Here is an 18,995-nt window from a genome sequence, read left to right on the forward strand (position 1 = left end):
GGGCGCCGGTTCCGTCGTCGGGTTATGAGGTTGGGTGTAGAGGGTTATCGGACGTAAAGGTGGACTTCGTTGGTCTGGGCCGTCGGGCTCGTCATGGTGGAGAGGCTGACGCGGTCGGCCGACAGGCCCATGGAGGTGAGCGAGCGCATCACCTTGTCGGCGGCGCGGCGCGCAGCGCTGGTGTTGAGCGAGACCTGGGCCGGCGAGCCGGCCGAGGGGGCCACGCCCACCAGATCGAAGGCGGCGTTGGGACGGCGATCCAGGGTCGCGCTGACGGCGGCGAACAGCGCCTGCTCGTAATCCGGGTTGTCGCGGTCGAACCGGATCACCACCAGCGGGCGGCCCGTGGCGATGCCGGCGCCGGGCGGCAGGGCCTGCGACATCGCCGGCGCATAGCTGCGCGTGGCGAAGCTCTGGCCATAGAGCTCGCCGTTGTTCACGGCCAGCGCCAGGGTGTTGAGGTTGGAGCGCTCGGCGGCGAGATAGTTGGTCTGCCGCGCGACATCCTCGGTCAGCTCGGTCAGGAGGCGGTCCACCAGCACGGTGGTCTTGTTGGTCTCGTCCTCGAGCACGGTGAGCTGCTCATGATCCTCGTCGACCGCACCGGAAAGACCGAAGGCCGCGCGCGTGGCCTCGAGCAGGTAGCTCGCGAGGCCCGCATTGCTGGCGACCTCGTTGGCGAGCGAGTTCATCCGGCCGAGGTCGGTGTTCACCTGCTCGAGCTGGGCCTGGGCCTGGTTCCAGGCGGCGACCAGGATCGGGTTGCCCTTGGTGGTGCCGACCTGCAGCTTGGCTTCGATGGCGCCGACCGTGTTGTGGTAGTTGTTCGCGTTGGCGATCGCCTGCTGACGCAACTGCTGCAGCTGGCTGTTTTCATCCGTGACCGAGGTCTGCAGCCGCGTCAGATCGCCGCGCAACTCCTCGACCTTCTTGCCGACGACCGTGCCGGTCGGCTGGCCCGGCGTGACCCCTTCAGGCTTGAAGCTGCCACTGCCGAGCTGCTGCAGATTGGCATTGCTCGTCGTGGGCGTGGTGGTGGCGGGCGTGGCGGAAGCGGTCTGGGTCGAGCTGCTGGGGCTGGCCGGGGTGGAGCCCTGCGCCGTTTGCGAAGAAGCCGCAGGCTGATTGCTGACCGTGCATCCCGACAGGATGAGAAGGGCGCCTGCGATGGCTGCGCAAAAAGGCTTCATGCTCATGCGATGGCTCGACCCTGCATTGCTTCATCGTAGGGAATCGCCGACCGGCAGACGCCAGTCCGCATGCACACGCCACTTCCCCGCGATCCCCCATTTTGGCGCCGGAATCATAACGAAGCCCTACCAGTGCCACAAGCGGGTTTTCCCGCTAGACTGCGAAGAATTCAGCCCTTTTTGACGTTTGGTTGGTGCCCTTGCCAGCGTCGCGGGCTTCCTGTAGGTTCCGCCGCCTGTCGCGGGGCGCCCTGGCGCTTCACACGCGACAACAGGCTTGCGCCCGTAGCTCAACTGGATAGAGCACCAGACTACGAATCTGGGGGTTGGGAGTTCGAGTCTCTCCGGGCGCGCCAATTCCCCCCAACTTCAATAGATTGCTAGAACGCCTTCTACGGCGCAGGTGGAATCATGCCCTTGGGGTAGCGCCCGGGGTAGTAACAGCGCTTTCGGGAGGCCCTTTGTGCTCTCGATCGCTCATTCCAAAGTGGCTCGGATCGGTCACCATCACGTGTCGCTTGCCCGTCACGTCCCTGTCGCGGCGTTGTCCACCAGATTCCGCTCACTGATCGGAAATCAAGTCTCGATCATGGATGCGCGACGGCTGCGCCTCAGGGCCAGAGGGCGGGAACGTCACTGTATCGATCCCTGGAGCATGGCAGCAGGGCGAAGGAGGCGATCAAGGATCTGCCGCTGGCCCTCTCGCACCCGGGCTCGTCGATACCGAGCCCCGGAAGCTGCTGCATCCCGCCCTCCGGGAGGGCGATCCGGGCGCTTGCCAAGCTCCTAATCGTAGAACATTACCACGACAAGGAGGCAGCAGATGCGCGCGAAGCGATCCGAAAGCCCCACCAATATGGCCTACACCATCGAACTGAAACTCGAAATTCGTGATGGTTCGGGGATAGCAGATTCGGAACTTATCGAGCAGGTAATGGATGCAGTCCGGGCATATCACAACCGGGGGCGGTTGTTTTCGGGGCGGCGGATGCCCGACGGCGATTCGTGATTCTTGAATACGTCAGCAGGAACTACCGAAGTCGAGAGGAGGACCGATGAGCGGCTAAAGCCCGTCGACGAAGAAGCATTCCAGAATCGTTTCCCGATGTGGGATGAGGTTCGGCCCGACATCTCTCTAGCTCTCGATATTTAATGGGCGATCGATAAGCGGATAGAGGAACTGCGGGAGTTGGAGGCCGCCCTCGGCAATGCCAGCGATGATCTCAGCAAGACTCAGAGTCGGAAAAGCATGTCTTCGGCGCGGCGCAAGCTGCGCGGCTTAATGGACCGGCCCCGCAGGAAACTGGCTGAGCCCATCCCAATTGAGGGATGTGGCGAGGACTAATGTTGCTTCCGCCAATCCCAGGGGTAAGTGAACTCCTTCGCCCATAGCCCGCGCCGGCCTTCCGGGCCTCGTCCTCGGCCGAGACATAGGTCTCGGTGAAATGCCGATACGCAAGGGTCTGACCCTGCCTCACCATCCACCGGTTCAGATCCTCGCCGGCCATATAGCAGACGGCGACGATGCGTCTGTACTGGTCGCGGTCTTTCCCCTACGGGCGAGCCTTGCCTCAGCCGCAAAGATCGAGTTAGTCTCGCCGAGTGCGGGGGAAATATCTAATTATTATGCTCGTTATCATTGTCGCCGCCTGTGAGGCGCGACAGCTTCCTCCATCGTCGACGGCGTCAGCATCTTCGACGACAGCATGGTCCGACGAGGAGGTCGACCGCGAGTTCGTCAAGAGGGCGATCCGCGGCTGCATCGACGCCGGCCAACTAGGCGACACAGCAGAGAGCTTACTGTCGAACTGCAGATGCGCAGGGCAAGAAAAGCTGCGTGCTACGCCAGCCAATATCAGGCGCTTGATCGTCGAAAAGAATCTGCACCTGACCGCCATGGAGATGCAAAAGCTCTATGATTATGAGGCGCTGATGGCCGGGTTGCGCATGAATTGTCCCGCAGCCTACAATTTTATGAGTGGCAATTCGGATGCACCAGTCCCCCAGGCCTCATCGCCGACCGATGCCGATGCGATGACTGACGTGGAGGTCAGGCAGAAATTCATTGAGATATTCACGCGAAAGTGCGTCGCGGGAGAAAAGGCGGAAACGAGTCTCACGCCTGCTGAACTTTCGACCAACTGCAACTGTGCGGGCCGCCAAGTCTTCACGCTGATGTCGAGATCCATGAGACGGCAAATGGTGGAAGGGCAACTGCCGGAACCTGAAAGCCGCCAATATCTGGAGCGCCGATCTCCCTCGCTCATGGCTCTCTTGAGCACCAACTGTCCCCAAACCACGCGACTTTTCACGTACGGCAGCCCATAGCCTTCTCGGGCGCCTTAAAGCAACAGCTCGCGCCCTCTGACCTTGCCCCATATCCAGGAAGCATTGTGCCACGCAACGGCCCGACGGGTCGAAGCGCAGGCGCCGCCGGTGCTCAATGTGCTGGTCGAGGTGATGAACGATTTAACCGCGCTTGAGCCCGAGAAAGGCTGCCCTCGGGAGCCGACTGTCAGCACCGACTTTCTCGGGCGCGAATCGGCTAGCCTCCCCCCGTAGATTGGGACCACGCCTTATAGGCTGCTGGACAGTTCATCCTGATTCCGGCGTTAACTCTGTCCGAATCGTAGATATTCGCGAATTCCTCGGCCGTGAGCGTCATACGGTGCTCGACAAGTAACCGCCTTATATTAGGGGGCGTACCAAGTAGCTCCTCATGGGCAACGCATTGGCAGTTTTTGCGGAGCGCCTCTGGCGTGGTGCCGTGTTTACCGTGGCTAACGCAACCCAGCACGGCTTGCCGCGTAAATTCGGCATCAATCTCTTCGTCGGATCTGTTCACTGCAGAACAGGCGACGACAACGACCCCGAGCAAAATCGTTAATATTTTCCCCCGCATCGGTTGATGCTACTGCCGGCTGCGAACAAAGAAAAGGGGCCGGAGGCTTCGGGTGTCATCCCGCGGCCGGTCGGCGGTGTGAATGGGAGCTGTTGCTGGACGCGGGCGGGATCCTGTCGCCGCGGTCCGGAACCTTAGAGGGTCCGGAGGTAAGTCTCCCAGCGCCAGTCACGTAAGTGAAACCGTCCGCGCAGGTTGAGCCAGGCGCCGTATTTCGCATAGTCGAAGCGAAGGGTGGAAAGGCGCCGTTGGACCGAGGTCCATAAGGTCCATTTGATGCAGATCAGAGCCTTGTAGACGGCGATGCGCGCCTTCAGCTCGGGACGGCAGGCGCCGAAATAGGCTTCGATCAGCTCGTCCTCGATCGCCTCGGGAAAGAACAGCTCGAAGAACCAGATGGCGAGGTCGGCGCAGCGGTCGTTGTTGGAGGCATACTCGAAATCGACGAGCTTGATCTCCTTCCGGTCGTTGACCATGAAGTCGGTGACGTAGGTATCGTTGATGCAAGGCACGATATCCAAGCCCGCCGCGGTGAGCGCGCGGCGGATCCGGCCGTAGTGCCATTGCAGCGCTTCCCAGTCCCGCGGGAGCGCCGCGGCGAGCTCGCCGACCTGCCGGCGATGCTCCTCGATCATGTCGAAATAGGTCTTGGTCAGGCTCAGCGCCGGCCCCTGATGGAGCTGCTTCAGGGCGGCCAGGGAATTCATGCGGACATCGCGATCCCGGAAATCGATGCTGTTGCAGCTCCGGTATCCGGCCAGATACTCGAACACCTCGACGCCGCTGTCCTCCAGATAGTGGAGGACGCGCGGGCCCACGCCGACCAGCGCCGCCTTGAGGTTGGCGTCATGCGCGGCCTTGCGGTCGATGAACATCTCCGTTCCCGTTCCGGGCACCTTCAGGAACAGCAGCTCGTTGCCGGGCTCGCGGCGAATCCGCCAGTTCGCGTTGGTGATGCCGGCGGCGATGCGCTCATAGGCGAGATCCTGCCCCTGCAGCTCGGGGATCCGGCGCAACGCGGTCTCGACGGCCGCCTCGTCCGCGGTGGAGGCCTGGCCCAGCCGTTTCTCGGGCATCTCAGAGCCTCCGCAGCATCTCGTCCACCGGCCAGGTGCGCAGGTGATAGCGGCATCGCAGCAGCCGGAACTCGCCATATTTCAGGAACTCGACGTGACGGCGCGGCGAGGATTGCGCGGCGATCAAGGCCAGCCGGGCCCATAGCATGTCGTCGAGGATCATGTGCAGCTTGACCCGGTTCGCCAGCTTCCGGTCGAAGCTCCCGCGATAGATCTCGATCGCTTCTTCGATGCCGTCGTCCCACGGCTCGATATCGAGCAGCGCGGCGGCGAGGTCGTAGAGCGGATCGTTGTTGGCCGCGAAGTCGAAATCGACGAGGAGGAGGGCGTCGTTCGGCCCCAGCAGAACATTGGAGCTGTGGCCGTCCCCATGGCACGGCCGCAGCTCGTATCCCGATGCGGCGAAGGCGGCGGCGATGCGATCGGCATAATCGACGAACGTGCGGTGATCGTCGGGCCAGATCGTGCCGAGACGATCGCCCAGCGCGGTCAGCTCCTGAAGATGGCTGAAGATCGTGCGGTGACGGGGAAACGGGCGGCCGTCGTGAAGCCGCTTCTTCAGCCCGATCAGGGCCTCTCGGCGCGGCCCCCGCGGCAGCTCGTCCATATAGGCGCCGCGCCAGCCCTCTCCGAGCCAGGTCAGCGCGATGGCGCCGCTGGTCTCGTCGTAGGCGATGGCGGCCGGCGTCACGCCGATGGCGGCGGCGGCCTCGATGGCGCCATGCGCGGCGGCGGGGTCCAGGAAGGGCGCCATGTCGGGGCTCGGCACCTTCAGGAAGGCCTGCGTCTCCCCGGCTTCCACCAGCCAGCAATCATGGTCGACGGCCGAGAACATCGGCACGGCGATCGTTGCGGCAGCGGGATGCAGGCCGATCGCGCCGCCGCCCCAGCAGGCCATCCGCCGGGCCGCCGCCTCGGCGCGCTCGCGCGGGGAAGCCGGTCCGGTAGCTTCGATGGCCATCGACAGGGCGCCCCTGTCAGAGAACCGGCAGGTCCGCCCGCAACCCGCGGAGCGTCTCGAAGGCGGCGGCCAGCCGCAGCAAGGCGTGGTCGGCAAATCGCTGCCCGACGATCTGCAGGCCGATCGGCAGCCCGTCCCGGTCGAAGCCGCAGGGAACGGACAGCGCCGGCTGCTGCGTCTGGTTGTAGGTGGCGGTGAAGAGAAGATGGGACCAGGCGCGCTCCCGGTCCGGGAAGGCGAGATCGGCGGCGTAGGCCGTCATCGGCATGACGGGGGACAGCACGAAATCGAAGCCGGCGAAAGCGTCGTTGACCTGCACCCGCAGCCGGTCGAGGCCGTTCATGGCCTCGAGCAGCTCCGCGGCGGAGAGACCCTTGGCGGCCTCGCACCAGCTCCGCACGTCGGGATGGGCCTCTGCCTGGAGATCGGCCGGCAGGTGCTGCAGCTCCGAGAGCACGCGCGCCCTGAAATAGGTCTCCACCGCCCCCTCAGGATCCTCAGTGAACAGGGCAGGCAGGGGTTCCACCGTCGCCCCCTGGGCCGCCAGCAACAGGGCCGCCTGCTCGATCGCCGCGCGGGTCTCGGGGCCGGCGGGCGTGCCGGCGCCCAGATCCAGCAGCAGGCCGATGCGCGCCCCGCGGATCACCGCCTCCGGTTCTGCCGGGGGCGGGGCGGGGGGTGCCGGAAAAGGCAGCGACAGGCAGTCTCGCCGGTCGGGCTGCGACAGGACCGCGGTCAGCAGCACGGCGTCGGCCACGGAGCGGGCGAGGGGGCCGGCCGATCGCATGCTGCTGGCGGGAAGGTGGGGAATCCGGCCCTGGGTCGGCTTGAGCCCGACGAGGCCGCAGAAAGCGGCGGGGATGCGAACCGATCCGCCGAGATCGGTGCCGATCGTCAGGGGACCGAGGCCGGCGGCAACGGCGGCCGCGCCGCCCGACGTCGACCCGCCCGGCGTGCGGGCGAGGTTCCAGGGGTTGCGCGCCGTCCCGTGCTGGCTGCTGAGGCCCGACGCCAGGCAGCCGAGATCGGGCATCGTGGTCTTGCCGAGGAGGATGGCGCCCGCTTCCCGCAGCCGGGCCGCCGGCGGCGCATCGACCGATGACGGCGCCGCCGGCGCATAGGCCTTGCTGCCGCGATACATCGGCAACCCGGCCACGGCGATGCTGTCCTTGATCGAGACCGGCACGCCGTCGAGCGGGCCTACCGGCGCGCCGCGCATCCAGCGGGCCTCCGACGCGTAGGCGGCCGTCATGGCGCCCTCATGCTCGACCCGATAGAAGGCCAGGAGTCGAGGATTGAGACGGTGGATCCGGTCGAGGATGGCCGCCGTGACATCGACCGGCGAAAGCCGGCGCGCCTTGTAGGCCGCGATCAGCTCGGTCGCGGTCAGGCGGCACAATTCGTCGGTTTTGCCTTTGGCAGGCTCACCCGCAGGCGGCGCGCCGGCCATCGATGATGAGCTGCCCCGTGTCATGGCCCGACCTTAGGTCGGTGCCGGCGGCGCGCGACAGCTAGCAAAATCGTTAGGTGAGATTCCGCCCGGCCCCGCGGGCGAAGCGGATGTCAGATGCCGTCGATCAACTGGCGCTGGACGGCGAGGGACACGGCGTGCGTGCGGTTCCGTGCGCCCAGCTTGCGCGTGGCGTTCTGCAGATGGAGGGTCGCGGTGCCGATGGAACGGCCGAGCCTCGCCGCGATCTGCTTGGCCGAGTAACCCTGCGCGCTCAGCCTCAGGCACTCGACCTCGCGCCGGGTCAGGCGCACCGGCGCCGGAGAGCCTGTGGCCGGGCGCAGCTTCGGCATGGCGAAATTGTGGAACATGTAGGCCGCCAGGCCGATCTCGCTCAGATGCTGCTCGAGGTCGCGGTGGAAGTGCCGCTCCGGATCGACATGGATGCCGGTGAAGGTCGCGAGCGAGCCGTTTCCATAGCGGATCGGCACGGTGACGCCGACCGTCAGGCGGGTGTCGTGCAGGTATTGCGCGACGGGGCGCGCCCGGTCGTCCATGATGGGCGTGAGCGATGATCGCGCGTTCTCGAAATAGGACCAGGTGAACGGCACCGTCCGGGAATTGGCGACCCGCATGACCGGGTCGATCTGGTAGTAGCCGGCGTTGCGCCACAGATCGATCATGCTGTCCGGGGCGTTGCGCGTCACCAGAAGGACGGGCGTGACGATCTCCCGGTCCTTCGTCAACGGCACCGGGGCGTAGTCGTAGTTGACGCTGCTGAGGCCGAAGCGGGAGAGGGCGCCGACCATGACGTCCAGCCCGGCATCGATGCCGGCCGCCCCGTTCAATCCCTCTTCGAGAGCGAGGAACCAGTCTTCCATCGCAAAAGTCTAGCCCATCATCTCGGGCAGTCAACGTCCCGGGCCGTCAATGTCTTGGGCGGAGGAGAGGCGGGGCTGTCTCCGGCTGAACCGGTTATGCCGATCCCGTCCGGACCTTGGGCGCGTCTGACGCGATCGGCGGCCGGCGATGGCCCCCACAGCCTAGGAGTTTTGCTAGCTAGGCCCGCCGTCGAGGGCGACGGTACCTTCCGCAGACTACGCATCGGCTCCCCGGGAGGGGGAGCGGGCCGCGATGCCGGCGCCTTCGATCGGGAAGGATGCGCAAGTCGTTGCAACCCAGCCATCGGAGAACTGGCAAATGAAACCGAACAGATGGAAGGCGTCACAGCTGGCGGCCGCTTGCGTGATCGCCGGCCTGGCCTCCGCCGCGACGATCGGCGGCGACGTCCGGGCCGACGACATGACCGCGCACAGGGGCGGGACGTTGCGCCTGGTGGCCCGCTCGGCGGCGGGCACCCTCGACCCCCACGTCAACTACACCCTGCAATATTGGCAGTTGTTCCAGCCCCTCTATGACGGGCTGCTCGCCTTCAAGAAGGTTGCCGGCCCCGACAGCTTCACCATCGTGCCGGACATCGCCGAAGCCATTCCGGAGGCCCAGGACGGCGGCAAGACCTATGTCTTCAAGATCCGGCCGGGCATCAAGTTCTCCAATGGGCAGGAAGTCGGCGTGAAGGACGTGGTCGCCTCCTATCAGCGCATCTTCAAGGTGGCCGGGCCGACCGCCGGCACCTTCTATTCCGTGCTGGTGGGCGCCGACGCCTGCCTGAAGTCGCCGGCGGATTGCACCCTGGAAGGCGGTGTCGTGGGCGACGAGGCGGCGCGCACCGTCACCTTCCACCTGACGCGCCCCGACGCCGAGTTCTTCAACAAGCTCGCCATTCCGCATGCGGCGATCCTCCCGGCCGACACGCCGGGCAGCGATGCCGGCACGACGCCCATTCCCGGCACCGGCCCCTATCACATCGTCTCCTACGATCCGAACCAGCAGATGAAGCTGGCGCGCAATCCCAACTTCAAGGAATGGAGCAAGGACGCCCAGCCGGACGGCTATGCGGACGAGATCGTCTATGATTTCGGCCTGACGGAGCAGGCGGAGGTGAATGCCGTTCAGAACGGCCAGGCCGACTGGATGTTCGACCAGCCGCCGCCCGACCGCTTGAGCGAGCTGGGCACGAAATATGCCGACCGCGTCCATATCACCCCGCTCACCGCGATGTGGTACGTGCCGATGAACACGAACCTGCCGCCCTTCAACAACGAGAAGGCGCGACAGGCGGTCAACTACGCCATCGACAGGAAGGCCCTGGTGAAGCTGTTCGGCGGCCCCAACCTTGCGACGCCGACCTGCCAGCTTCTGCCGCCCAACTTCCCGGGCCATGAAGACTACTGCCCCTACACGCTCAATCCCGGCAAGACCTGGTCGGCACCGGACCTGGAGAAAGCCCGGAAGCTGGTCGCGGAATCGGGGACGGCAGGACAGGAGATCACGATCATCGCCGAGGACACGACGATCTCGCGCAGCATCGGCGCCTATCTGCAGAGCGTGCTGAACGATCTCGGCTACGTCGCCAGCGTCAAGGCCATCTCGCCCGACATCCAGTTCACCTACATCCAGAACACCAACAACAAGGTGCAGATGAGCATCTCGCAGTGGTACCAGGATTATCCGTCAGGCTCGGATTTCCTCTACACCCTGCTGAGCTGCGACTCGTTCCATCCGGGATCGGATGCCTCGGTCAACATCTCAGGCTTCTGCGATCCCGCGATCGACGCCGAGATGAAGAAGGCCATGGACCTGCAGATCACCGATCTCAAGGCCGCCAACGCCAAGTGGGCCGAGATCGACCGCATGGTGGTCGACAAGGCCCCGGTCGCGGTGCTGTTCACGCCGAAGCATCTCGACTTCGTCTCGCAGAGGGTTGGCGACTTCAGTTTCAGCCTGCAATACTACTTCTTGTTCGCCAACGCCTGGGTTCAGTAGCCGTCGGAGCGTGACCGGTCCCTCGGCCGACTCCCCGGCGCTTGCCGGGGGTCCGGCGAGGAGCACGAACGAGAGATGACAGCGAACCTCTTTCCGGCCGCGCCATCGTCGGAGCGGGCGGCCGGATCCGTGGGGACGGTGCGGGCACCCGGGCCATGGCGCGTTGCCATGGCCCGTCTCGCGCGAAATCCGTCCGCCTGGGCCGCGTCGGCGCTGCTGCTGGCGATCGTGTCGCTGTGCCTGATGGCTCCGCTCTATGTCGAGCATGTGACCGGCGTCGATCCCTTCCAGTCGAACATCGAGGGGACCGTCGCGATCGACGGTCAGGTAAGGAACCTTCTGGAGCCGAATACCGAGGGGCTCGGGATCGGCTCGACGCCGATCGGCCCGACCTGGAATCCCGCCCTCTATTTCCTCGGCGCCGACGCCCAGGGCCGCGATGTCGCCGGGCGGCTGCTCTACGGCGGCCGCAATTCGCTGCTGATCGGCGCGGCGGCGACGGTCATCACCCTGGCGCTCGCCTGCTTCGTCGGCATCGCCGCGGGCTATTTCGGCGGCGTGACCGACACGATCATTTCGCGCGGCCTCGACGTGCTCTGGGCCTTCCCGGTCTATCTCCTGGCCATATCGCTGTCGATCGTGCTCCTCAGCGGCGGATTCGAGATCGGGCCGTTTACCTTGACGGCCGGCAGCCTCTGGCTGCCGATCTGGATCGTCGGCATCGTCTACGTGCCCTACGTGGCCAGGCCCATCCGCGGCCGTGTCCTCACGCTGCGCGAAAGCGAGTTCGTCCTCGCCTCGATCTGCCTCGGCGTGCCGCCGCATCGCATCCTGCTGCGCGACATCCTTCCCAATGTCGCGACCACGGTGATCGTCTTCGCGCCCCTGATGATGGCGCTCAGCGTGCTTGCGGAATCGGCACTGTCGTTCCTCTCCATCGGCGTGCAGCCGCCGGAGGCGAGCTGGGGCACGATCATCCAGGACGGGCTGGAGCTCCTCTACAGCCGGCCGACCGTGGTGCTGGCGCCCGGCGTGGCGCTGGGGCTGACGGTGCTGGCGCTCAATGTCCTGGGCGAGGCCCTGCGCGAGGCGATCGACCCCCGCGCCAAGCTCAGGGTCGCGTGAGCGATGCTGACGCTGCTCCTGCGACGCGTCGCCCAGATGCTCTTCGTGATGTTCGGCATCAGCGTGCTGTCCTTCCTGATCTTCTTCGCCACGCCCGGGTCGGATCCGGCGGCGCGCATCGCCGGACGCAATGCCGCGCCTGAGACGCTGGCCGAGGTGCGCAAGGATTTCGGCCTCGATCGGCCGCTCTACATCCAGTACGCGCTGATGATGAAGCGGCTGTTTGTCACCCGCGACCTCACCTCGTTCGTCAATCGCGGCCACAAGGTGATCCCCCAGATCGTCGACGCGACGCCGGTGACGCTGTCGCTCGTGTTCGCCGCGGCCGTGTTCTGGATCGTCGGCGGCGTCTCGATCGGCGTGCTGTCCGCCGCGTTCAAGGGCAGCCTTCTCGATGCCCTGCTGATGGGTTTCTGTCTCCTCTGCATCTCGATGCCCGTCTATTGGCTGGGCGAGGTCCTCAACCTTGTCACCCAGAGCCGGATGCATGACAGCTGGCTCTTTTCCTGGGTGCCGCCCCTGGGATATGTCGCGCTGACCGCGGATCCCTGGGGATGGTTCAAGGCGCTGGTCATCCCCGCGCTGACCCTGTCGGCGCTCTATGTCGGCCTCTATGGCCGGGTCCTGCGGGCCGCCATCATCGAATCGAACCAGGAGGACTTCATCCGCACCGCGCACGCGAAAGGCCTGAGCGCGACGCGGGTCATGCTCCATCACTCGCTGCGGGTCTCGCTGGTCGGCATCGTCACCATGTTCGGGCTCGACTTCGGCGCGCTGGTCGGCGGCGCCGCGCTCCTGACCGAGGTGGTGTTCGGCCTGCACGGCATCGGCAAGCTGACCTATGACAGCCTTCGCACGCTCGATCTGCCGGTCATCATGGCCACCGTGCTTTACGCCTCGTTCTTCGTCGTTGCCGCCAATTTCATCGTAGACGTCATCTATGCAGCCATCGACCCTCGCGTCCGCCTCGACTGACGCCGGTGCGGGAGCCCTGCTCGAGGTCCGGGACCTGAGCATCTCCTTCCGGACCGGGCGCGGCCTGGCCCGCGTGGTCGACGGCGTCTCGTTCGCCATCGCGCCGCGGGAGATCGTCGGATTGATCGGCGAATCCGGGTCCGGCAAGACCATGACCCTGATGAGCCTGATCGGGCTGATCGACGATCCGAACGTCGTCATCGAGGGATCGATCAGGTTCAAGGGCCGTGAGCTCGTCGGCGCGGGGAAACCGGTGCTGCGGGCGATGCGCGGCAACGAAATGTCCATCGTCTTCCAGGATCCGATGACCGCCCTGACGCCGGTGCTGAAGATCGGCGGGCAGATCGAGGAGCAGATCCGGGCGCATGAGCCGATCGGCCGGAAGGCCGCGCGCCGGCGGGCCATAGACCTGCTCGCCGCGGTGGGCATCGCCGATCCCGCCGCGGCGGCCGAGCGTTATCCCCATCAGCTGTCGGGCGGCATGCGGCAGCGGGTGTGCATCGCGATGGCGCTGTCCTGCCGGCCCTCGCTTCTGCTGGCCGACGAGCCGACGACGGCGCTCGACGTGACGGTGCAGGCGCAGATCCTCGACCTCATCCGGCATCTTCGAACGGAGTTCGGGTCGTCGATCATCTTCGTCTCGCACGATCTGGGCGTGGTCGCCGAGGTGGCGGACCGCATCGTGGTCATGTATGGCGGCACCATCGTGGAGAGCGGCACGACCGAGGAGCTGTTCGTCCGGCCGCTGCATCCCTACAGCCGGGCCCTCAAGGCGTCGATCCCGCCGCTCTCGGGCGAGCGGCCGAAGCGTCTCTGGTCGATCCCCGGGGCCCCGCCGTCGCCGCTGCTGGCGCCCATGCCGGGCTGCGCTTTCGCGCCGCGCTGCCAGCATCGTTTCGAGGCCTGCGGCGCCCGCCCACGGCTGTCGGGCGTGGCGGCGCACCTCGCCGCCTGCCATCTCGTGGCCGGCGGGCGGCAGGCCGTTGACGGGGCCGACATGCCGGAAGGGCGCCCGTGATGCCGCCGCTTCGGCAAGATCCGCCCTTGGTGGAGGCGATCGACGTGCGCAAGGAGTTCGCGGTCGGCCGCCACTCCTGGCGCAGCCCGCGACGGCAGAAAGTCACCGCCGTGGCCGGCGTCACGCTGTCGATCTCGGCGGGCGAAACGCTCTCGCTGGTGGGCGAAAGCGGTTGCGGCAAGTCGACACTGGCCCGCTGCCTGGTTCGTCTCCACGACATCACGGCCGGGCGGATCCTGATCGACGGCGTCGATATCGCCGGCCTGTCGCGGCGCCGGATGCAAGGCGTGCGCCGGCGCATCCAGATGGTGTTCCAGGATCCCGGCGCGTCGCTCAATCCGCGCCGGCGCATCGGCGATCTCATCGCCGAGCCGCTGCGGATCCATTTCAAGGCCGCCCCCGCGCAGATCGAGGCGCGCGTGGCCGAGCTCATGGAGCAGGTCGGCCTCTCGGCGCATCAGCGCGACCGCTTTCCGCACGAGCTCTCCGGCGGGCAGCGGCAGCGCGCCAGCATCGCGCGGGCCTTGGCCGTGCGGCCCGCCGTGATCGTGGCGGACGAGCCGGTCTCCGCCCTCGACGTCTCGGTGCGGGCGCAGATCATCAACCTCCTCGCCGAGCTTCAGGAAACGCTGGGCCTGGCCTACATCTTCATTTCCCACGATCTGTCCGTCGTTCGCCAGGTGTCGCACCGGGTGGCCGTCATGTATCTCGGCTCGATCGTGGAGACGGGAACGACCGGCCAGCTCTACGAGGCGCCGGCGCATCCCTACACGCAGGCCCTGCTTTCCGCCGTGCCGGTGCCGGCCTACGGCGCTCGCCGCGAGCGGATCGTGCTGAAGGGCGACGTCCCCAGCCCCATGAATCCGCCGCAGGGATGCGGGTTCCATCCGCGCTGCCGCCATGCGACCCGGCTTTGCCGCGAGGTTCGTCCGGCGCTCGAGACCTTGCCGGACGGCCGGAACGTCGCATGCCACCACCCTCTGCCGCCGCCGTTGCGGGCTGAGGCAAGTCATTGATTTTGAATATCTTATTTTGTCGGGGCGGCGCTTCTTTCCCGACCCGCCTCGCGCCGATGCGCACCTGTCGGCGCCGCCGCAGGCGTTTCCTCGATCAGCCGGGCATAGGGTTCGTTAAGAGACGCGCGGCGATGATGGGCCGATCGGCAGTGCCGGTCCTGGCCCTTCGGGCTCCGATCGACGACGTCAAATCGCAACATCACGCCAGGCCCGCTCGATTGAGCCGCTCGCCATCGGACTGTATGGTCGATGACGCTTCTTTCCCCGATTCAAGTCCCATCGAACGGATGCGATTGCCGAGCCTGTTCGATCGCAAGGATCGCCAACACGGTGCGAACCGGATCGAGACAATAGGAACATGCCGCGCGTCGCGATCGTCGTTCATCCCCTGGCCCCGCTGCGTGCCGACAGCTACTGGCTGCGCGCGCTCGCGGAATGCTGGATCGAGAGCGGCATCCGCGTCGGCGTGGTCAGCGATCCCAAGGCCCGCATCAAGGCCGATCTCGCGATCCTGCATGTCGACCTCACGGTGGTGCCCCGGGACTATCTCGCCTGCGTCCGGCGCTGCGCTGTGACCGTCAACGGCGCGGTCGCCGACATCTCCAAACGGGTGATCAGCACGCATCTGTTGCGCCGTCAGGATCGCTATGAGGGTCTGGTCATCGTCAAGACCAACCGGAACTGCGCGGGGCTTCCCGAGGTGCGCGTGGCCAACAATGGCTGGAAGAAGCATCAGCGCGGCGCCAGCGACCAGGAGGCCCGCGATTACTACAACAACGAGCTGGAACTCCACATCGCGCGCCGGGACCGATACGGTTCCGAGCAGGGCTTCGGCGACTATCGCGTCTTCGATTCGATATCCGAGGTTCCCGACGCGGTCTGGAGCGACAGCGAGCTGGTGGTGGAGCGCTTCCTGCCCGAGAGGAGCAAGGGCTTCTACTGCATCCGCACCTGGCTGTTCTTCGGCGACCAGGATCGCCATGCGATGTTCTACTCCCACGATCCGGTCATCAAATCGCACAACGTCGTCGATTTCGAACGGCTGTCCGAGGTTCCCGACGAGCTGCGGCAGATCCGCCGCAAGCTGAAGTTCGATTTCGGCAAGTTCGACTACACGATGGTGGATGGTCGCCCGGTCCTGTTCGATGCCAACCGCACGCCCACGATCGGGGACTTCCCGAAGGAACGCTATCTTCCCATGGCCCAGTCGCTGGCCAGCGGCATCGGCGCCTTCCTGAAGAATCCTCCCGCGCTCGAGCCACGGCCGCCGGCCTCGCCGGTACCGGCAGGCGAAGGCGGAGCGGAGGACGCATGACGCGCGGGATGTCCCAGGAATGGATCGCCGGTCTCTTCGCGGATCCGGAGCTGCTCCGCATGGGCCATCACCAGCGGGCGGAGGACCAGAATCTGGGGCTGGGCTGGCTCTATTACGCCTTCGGGCGCATCGTCCGGCCGCGGCTGGCCGTGGTCGTCGGCTCCTGGCGCGGCTTCGCGCCGATCATGTTCGCCAAGGCGCTCCAGGACAATCTGGAGCAAGGCGAGGTGGTCTTCATCGATCCTTCCCTGGCGGACGATTTCTGGAAGGATGCGGGCCGGGTGAAGGACTATTTCCGCCAGCACGGCGTGGGGAACATCAGGCACTTCCCCATGACCACGCAGCAATTCGTCACCACCGCCGATTATCGGGCGCTTGGCAAGCTCGGCCTGGTCTTCATCGACGGGCTCCACACCGAAGCGCAGGCGAGCTTCGACTATGCGGCCTTCTCGCCGCTGCTGGAGACGCGCGGCTTCGTCATGCTCCATGACAGCATGATCGTGCGCCCCGACAAGGTCTATGGCAGCGAGAAGGCCTACGGCATGAGCGTCAAGCTCTTCGTCGACCGGCTGAAGCAGGATCCGTCGCTGCAGCTCCTGGACCTGCCCTTCGGCCATACCGGCGTGACCCTGCTGCGCAAGCTCGACGAGGAAGCGACGCGCGACCCTTACGACTGGCTCGATGGAGGGCCGCGCTGAGATGGGAACCGCGTTGAGACCCGACATGGAAAGGCCCGTCGTCGCCGTCTTCTGCATGCCGGAGCATGGGCATTTTCAGCAGCTTCGCGCCCTCATCGGCGATCTCGCGCGATCGGGATTCGCCGTCCATGTCTTCACTCATCGACGCTACGCGGCCGAGGTCGAGCGTCTCGGCGCGCGGCTCGTCGATCTCTTCACGCCCTGGCCGATCGAGCAGGCCGACAGCGAATCCATCCCGGTCCCCTGCCGCTATGTCAGCTTCGCGGCCGCCTATGCCGAGGAGGTGCTGGCGTCGCTGCGGCGCCTCAAGCCGGCTCTGGTGGTCGCGGAGACCTTCGCGGTGATCGGCCGGCTGGCCGCCCGGCTCCTGGACCTGCCCCTCGTCAATGTCATGCCGGGGCATAATTTCCATCCGGCCCTCTACCTCCCGGCCCTGCGCACCGACCCGCGCGTCGCGATCTCCGAGCGCTGCCACCGCGCGGTCGAGATCCTGCGCGAGCGCTACGGCCTGCCCGACGCTTCGCCCTTCTCCTACATCGCGGGCCTCAGCCCCGATCTCAATATCTGCTGCGAGCCGGCCGCGTTCCTCACCGAGGCGGAGCGCAAGAGTTTCGAGCCGGTCGCCTTCTATGGCTGCATCCCCGCGTCGGCGGAGGAAAGCGCGCATCCCGAGACGGCGGATGCTCTTTTCGGCGATGGATCGAGCGAACTCAAGATCTATGCCTGCCTGGGCACCGTCGCCTTCCGCTACTATGCCGATGTGGCCACCCGCGTGCTCGAGGCGCTGTCGGATTGCGTCGCCGGCATGAAGGAAGCCCGCGCGCTGGTCAGCCTGGGCGGGGCGTCGGTCGCGGATGGGGTCGTGCAGGGGCTCCGGCGGCCCAATGTGGAGATCGTCGGCTATGCCGATCAGTGGCGTGCGCTGGGCGAGGCCGATCTGTTCCTCACCCATCATGGCCTGAACTCGACCCACGAGGCCGTGTTCCGCGACGTGCCCATGCTGTCCTATCCCATCTTCACGGATCAGCCCGCACTGGCGGAGAGATGCCAGCAGCTCGGGATTGCCCTGCCGCTGTCGGATTCGCTGCGCGGTCCCGTCGATGCGGAGCAGATTCGCGCGGGCCTGGAGAAGATCTCCCGCGAAAGGGCTTCCCTCATGGCGAAGCTGGAGCGGGTGAGGACCTGGGAGCTCGAGGTGATGGCGCAGCGGCCGGCGGTTCTCGCCCGGGTCTGCGACTTGGCCTCGGTCAGCGCGGCGGCACTCAGGCCGGTCGACACTCGATGATGCTGTAGACCGGTCCGGCGGAAGCGATCTTCGCGATCTGGAGACCCGCCGAAGCCAGCAGGGCCGAGAACTCGCGTTGCGTGCGTTCCTGCGCCGCCAGGGCCACCAGCATGGTCAGGTCATGCTGCGACAAAGTCGCATGCAGGGCGGTCGCTTCGTTACGTTCCGGCAGGATCGGCTCGATGATCAGGAGGCGCGCGTCCGCCGTCATCGCCCGCCGGCAGTTTACCAGGATCCGGCCTGCCTGCTCGTCGTCCCAGTCATGGATGACGCTCTTGAGGATATAGGCGTCGGCACCGGGCGGCACCGATTCGAAGAAATCGCCGGCCATGAAGGCGCAGCGCCCGTCGAGACCGGGATGGTTCTTGCGGAAATTCTCTGCAGCGCCCTCGACCGCCACGGCGAGATCGAACAGCAGGCCCGAGGCACCGGGATTCGCCTCCAGCACATAGGCCAGCATCTCGCCATGGCCGCCGCCGATATCCGCGATCCGTTTCAACCCCGAGAAGTCGTAGGCTTGCAGGACCGCCTGCGCCGTCAGGCGGGTCAGCTCGATCGTGACGCGGTAGAAGGTGGCGGCCGCCTTGGGGTCCTTCTGCAGATGCGCGAACCCGTCCGTGCCCAGGAGCAGCTTCCGGGCGCTCTGGCCGGTTTTGATGCTGTAGAGCAGGTTGCCCCAGACCGGCCAGAGATGGTGTCCCCACCACAGCGTCCAGGCCCGTAAGGAGTGCGGCGAACCTTCCTGCAGCAAGGCGCCCAGCGGCGTCAGCGCGAAACGGCCATCCTCGCGCTCTTCGCAGAGGCCGAGCGCGCTCAAGGCCCGCAGGAGGCGATGCAGGGAAGGTGCGTCGGCGCCCGCGGCGGCGGCGAGCTCGGCGCTGGTCCGGGCTCCCGTGGCCAGGAGATCGGCGATCTTGAGCTCGGCGGCGACATAGAGCGCCTGCGTCTTCCAGCTGCCCGTGAGGATCGACTGGAATCGCTCCGTCAATTCCAGGATGTCGGCGCCTGGTGCCGTTTCCGAACCCATCCGAGATCAGCTTCCTGCGATCGACGCAATGAAAACAGCGATCGATGCCCCGCTTGCCGGCCCTGGATAGC

The 18,995-nt window shown here is 66.1% G+C and carries 17 protein-coding genes and 1 tRNA gene; 11 read left to right on the forward strand and 7 right to left on the reverse strand.

Annotated elements, in window-relative coordinates; all coding sequences use genetic code 11:
* Positions 1–44 precede the first annotated feature (44 nt).
* Positions 45–1,196: a hypothetical protein gene (locus tag FRZ61_RS02670; protein WP_225309075.1), complete on the reverse strand. Its 1,152-nt coding sequence runs from the start codon at positions 1,194–1,196 to the stop codon at positions 45–47.
* Between the two features lie 273 nt (positions 1,197–1,469).
* Here FRZ61_RS02670 and FRZ61_RS02675 point away from each other — a divergent pair.
* Together FRZ61_RS02675 and FRZ61_RS02680 are read left to right on the forward strand one after the other, a co-directional pair.
* A tRNA-Arg gene (locus FRZ61_RS02675) sits at positions 1,470–1,546 on the forward strand.
* A 467-nt stretch (positions 1,547–2,013) separates the two neighbouring features.
* A complete protein-coding gene (locus FRZ61_RS02680) occupies positions 2,014–2,199 on the forward strand; it encodes a hypothetical protein (protein ID WP_151114851.1) in 186 nt (61 codons plus the stop codon).
* A gap of 214 nt (positions 2,200–2,413) precedes the next feature.
* On the opposite strand, the gene FRZ61_RS26910 is transcribed toward FRZ61_RS02680, so the two are convergent.
* Positions 2,414–2,698 carry a hypothetical protein gene (locus tag FRZ61_RS26910; protein WP_151114852.1) on the reverse strand — a complete coding sequence of 95 codons (285 nt, stop codon included), beginning with the start codon at positions 2,696–2,698 and terminating at the stop codon, positions 2,414–2,416.
* A gap of 118 nt (positions 2,699–2,816) precedes the next feature.
* On the opposite strand from FRZ61_RS26910, the gene FRZ61_RS02690 reads away from it, so the two are divergent.
* A complete protein-coding gene (locus FRZ61_RS02690) occupies positions 2,817–3,518 on the forward strand; it encodes a hypothetical protein (protein ID WP_151114853.1) in 702 nt (233 codons plus the stop codon).
* Positions 3,519–4,226: 708 nt separating this feature from the next.
* On the opposite strand, the gene FRZ61_RS02695 is transcribed toward FRZ61_RS02690, so the two are convergent.
* From FRZ61_RS02695 to FRZ61_RS02710, 4 genes are all read right to left on the reverse strand, one after another.
* Positions 4,227–5,168, reverse strand: a complete 942-nt coding sequence (locus FRZ61_RS02695) for a choline/ethanolamine kinase family protein (RefSeq protein WP_151114854.1) — start codon at positions 5,166–5,168, stop codon at positions 4,227–4,229.
* A gap of 1 nt (position 5,169) precedes the next feature.
* Entirely contained in the window at positions 5,170–6,129 is a 960-nt protein-coding gene (locus FRZ61_RS02700; RefSeq protein WP_151114855.1) for a phosphotransferase family protein, read from the reverse strand.
* 16 nt (positions 6,130–6,145) lie between these two features.
* A complete protein-coding gene (locus tag FRZ61_RS02705) occupies positions 6,146–7,528 on the reverse strand; it encodes an amidase (RefSeq protein ID WP_263641752.1) in 1,383 nt (460 codons plus the stop codon).
* A gap of 164 nt (positions 7,529–7,692) precedes the next feature.
* Complete coding sequence (locus FRZ61_RS02710) at positions 7,693–8,460, reverse strand: helix-turn-helix transcriptional regulator (RefSeq protein WP_151114857.1); 768 nt, start codon at positions 8,458–8,460, stop codon at positions 7,693–7,695.
* A gap of 319 nt (positions 8,461–8,779) precedes the next feature.
* On the opposite strand from FRZ61_RS02710, the gene FRZ61_RS02715 reads away from it, so the two are divergent.
* The 8 genes from FRZ61_RS02715 (at position 8,780) to FRZ61_RS02750 (ending at position 17,897) form a co-directional block, all read left to right on the forward strand.
* Positions 8,780–10,465 carry an ABC transporter substrate-binding protein gene (locus FRZ61_RS02715; protein WP_151114858.1) on the forward strand — a complete coding sequence of 562 codons (1,686 nt, stop codon included), beginning with the start codon at positions 8,780–8,782 and terminating at the stop codon, positions 10,463–10,465.
* A 168-nt stretch (positions 10,466–10,633) separates the two neighbouring features.
* On the forward strand, positions 10,634–11,590 hold the full coding sequence (locus FRZ61_RS02720; protein WP_225309076.1) for an ABC transporter permease: 957 nt from the start codon (positions 10,634–10,636) through the stop codon (positions 11,588–11,590).
* Between the two features lie 3 nt (positions 11,591–11,593).
* Positions 11,594–12,565 (forward strand): ABC transporter permease, encoded by a 972-nt coding sequence (locus tag FRZ61_RS02725; RefSeq protein WP_151114860.1) that lies wholly within the window; start codon positions 11,594–11,596, stop codon positions 12,563–12,565.
* A complete protein-coding gene (locus tag FRZ61_RS02730; RefSeq protein ID WP_151114861.1) occupies positions 12,531–13,583 on the forward strand; it encodes an ABC transporter ATP-binding protein in 1,053 nt (350 codons plus the stop codon). The genes FRZ61_RS02725 and FRZ61_RS02730 overlap by 35 nt, the downstream gene beginning before the upstream one ends.
* Before the next feature lie 29 nt (positions 13,584–13,612).
* The gene (locus tag FRZ61_RS02735) at positions 13,613–14,599 is read left to right on the forward strand and encodes an ABC transporter ATP-binding protein (RefSeq protein WP_456077635.1); all 987 of its coding nucleotides are present in this window, start codon (positions 13,613–13,615) and stop codon (positions 14,597–14,599) included.
* A gap of 358 nt (positions 14,600–14,957) precedes the next feature.
* Entirely contained in the window at positions 14,958–15,914 is a 957-nt protein-coding gene (locus FRZ61_RS02740; RefSeq protein WP_151114862.1) for a hypothetical protein, read from the forward strand.
* Positions 15,911–16,612, forward strand: coding sequence for a class I SAM-dependent methyltransferase (locus tag FRZ61_RS02745; RefSeq protein ID WP_225309077.1), 702 nt, complete (start codon positions 15,911–15,913; stop codon positions 16,610–16,612). The genes FRZ61_RS02740 and FRZ61_RS02745 overlap by 4 nt, the downstream gene beginning before the upstream one ends.
* Positions 16,613–16,637: 25 nt before the next feature.
* Complete coding sequence (locus FRZ61_RS02750) at positions 16,638–17,897, forward strand: glycosyltransferase (RefSeq protein ID WP_151114863.1); 1,260 nt, start codon at positions 16,638–16,640, stop codon at positions 17,895–17,897.
* Here FRZ61_RS02750 and FRZ61_RS02755 read toward each other — a convergent pair.
* The gene (locus FRZ61_RS02755; protein WP_151114864.1) at positions 17,875–18,924 is read right to left on the reverse strand and encodes a methyltransferase; all 1,050 of its coding nucleotides are present in this window, start codon (positions 18,922–18,924) and stop codon (positions 17,875–17,877) included. The two genes, FRZ61_RS02750 and FRZ61_RS02755, sit on opposite strands and share 23 nt — an antisense overlap.
* Positions 18,925–18,995 lie beyond the last annotated feature (71 nt).

Origin of the sequence: Hypericibacter adhaerens, from assembly GCF_008728835.1 — a bacterium.
Lineage (GTDB): Bacteria > Pseudomonadota > Alphaproteobacteria > Dongiales > Dongiaceae > Hypericibacter > Hypericibacter adhaerens.

Bases quoted from the DNA above. Each gene is read 5' to 3' on its own strand.
- FRZ61_RS02670 (WP_225309075.1), bottom strand. From the start codon at position 1,196: ATGAGCATGAAGCCTTTTTGCGCAGCCATCGCAGGCGCCCTTCTCATC.
- FRZ61_RS02680 (WP_151114851.1), top strand. From the start codon at position 2,014: ATGCGCGCGAAGCGATCCGAAAGCCCCACCAATATGGCCTACACCATC.
- FRZ61_RS26910 (WP_151114852.1), bottom strand. From the start codon at position 2,698: ATGGCCGGCGAGGATCTGAACCGGTGGATGGTGAGGCAGGGTCAGACC.
- FRZ61_RS02690 (WP_151114853.1), top strand. From the start codon at position 2,817: ATGCTCGTTATCATTGTCGCCGCCTGTGAGGCGCGACAGCTTCCTCCA.
- FRZ61_RS02695 (WP_151114854.1), bottom strand. From the start codon at position 5,168: ATGCCCGAGAAACGGCTGGGCCAGGCCTCCACCGCGGACGAGGCGGCC.
- FRZ61_RS02700 (WP_151114855.1), bottom strand. From the start codon at position 6,129: ATGGCCATCGAAGCTACCGGACCGGCTTCCCCGCGCGAGCGCGCCGAG.
- FRZ61_RS02710 (WP_151114857.1), bottom strand. From the start codon at position 8,460: ATGGAAGACTGGTTCCTCGCTCTCGAAGAGGGATTGAACGGGGCGGCC.
- FRZ61_RS02715 (WP_151114858.1), top strand. From the start codon at position 8,780: ATGAAACCGAACAGATGGAAGGCGTCACAGCTGGCGGCCGCTTGCGTG.
- FRZ61_RS02720 (WP_225309076.1), top strand. From the start codon at position 10,634: ATGGCCCGTCTCGCGCGAAATCCGTCCGCCTGGGCCGCGTCGGCGCTG.
- FRZ61_RS02725 (WP_151114860.1), top strand. From the start codon at position 11,594: ATGCTGACGCTGCTCCTGCGACGCGTCGCCCAGATGCTCTTCGTGATG.
- FRZ61_RS02730 (WP_151114861.1), top strand. From the start codon at position 12,531: ATGCAGCCATCGACCCTCGCGTCCGCCTCGACTGACGCCGGTGCGGGA.
- FRZ61_RS02740 (WP_151114862.1), top strand. From the start codon at position 14,958: ATGCCGCGCGTCGCGATCGTCGTTCATCCCCTGGCCCCGCTGCGTGCC.
- FRZ61_RS02745 (WP_225309077.1), top strand. From the start codon at position 15,911: ATGACGCGCGGGATGTCCCAGGAATGGATCGCCGGTCTCTTCGCGGAT.
- FRZ61_RS02750 (WP_151114863.1), top strand. From the start codon at position 16,638: ATGGAAAGGCCCGTCGTCGCCGTCTTCTGCATGCCGGAGCATGGGCAT.
- FRZ61_RS02755 (WP_151114864.1), bottom strand. From the start codon at position 18,924: ATGGGTTCGGAAACGGCACCAGGCGCCGACATCCTGGAATTGACGGAG.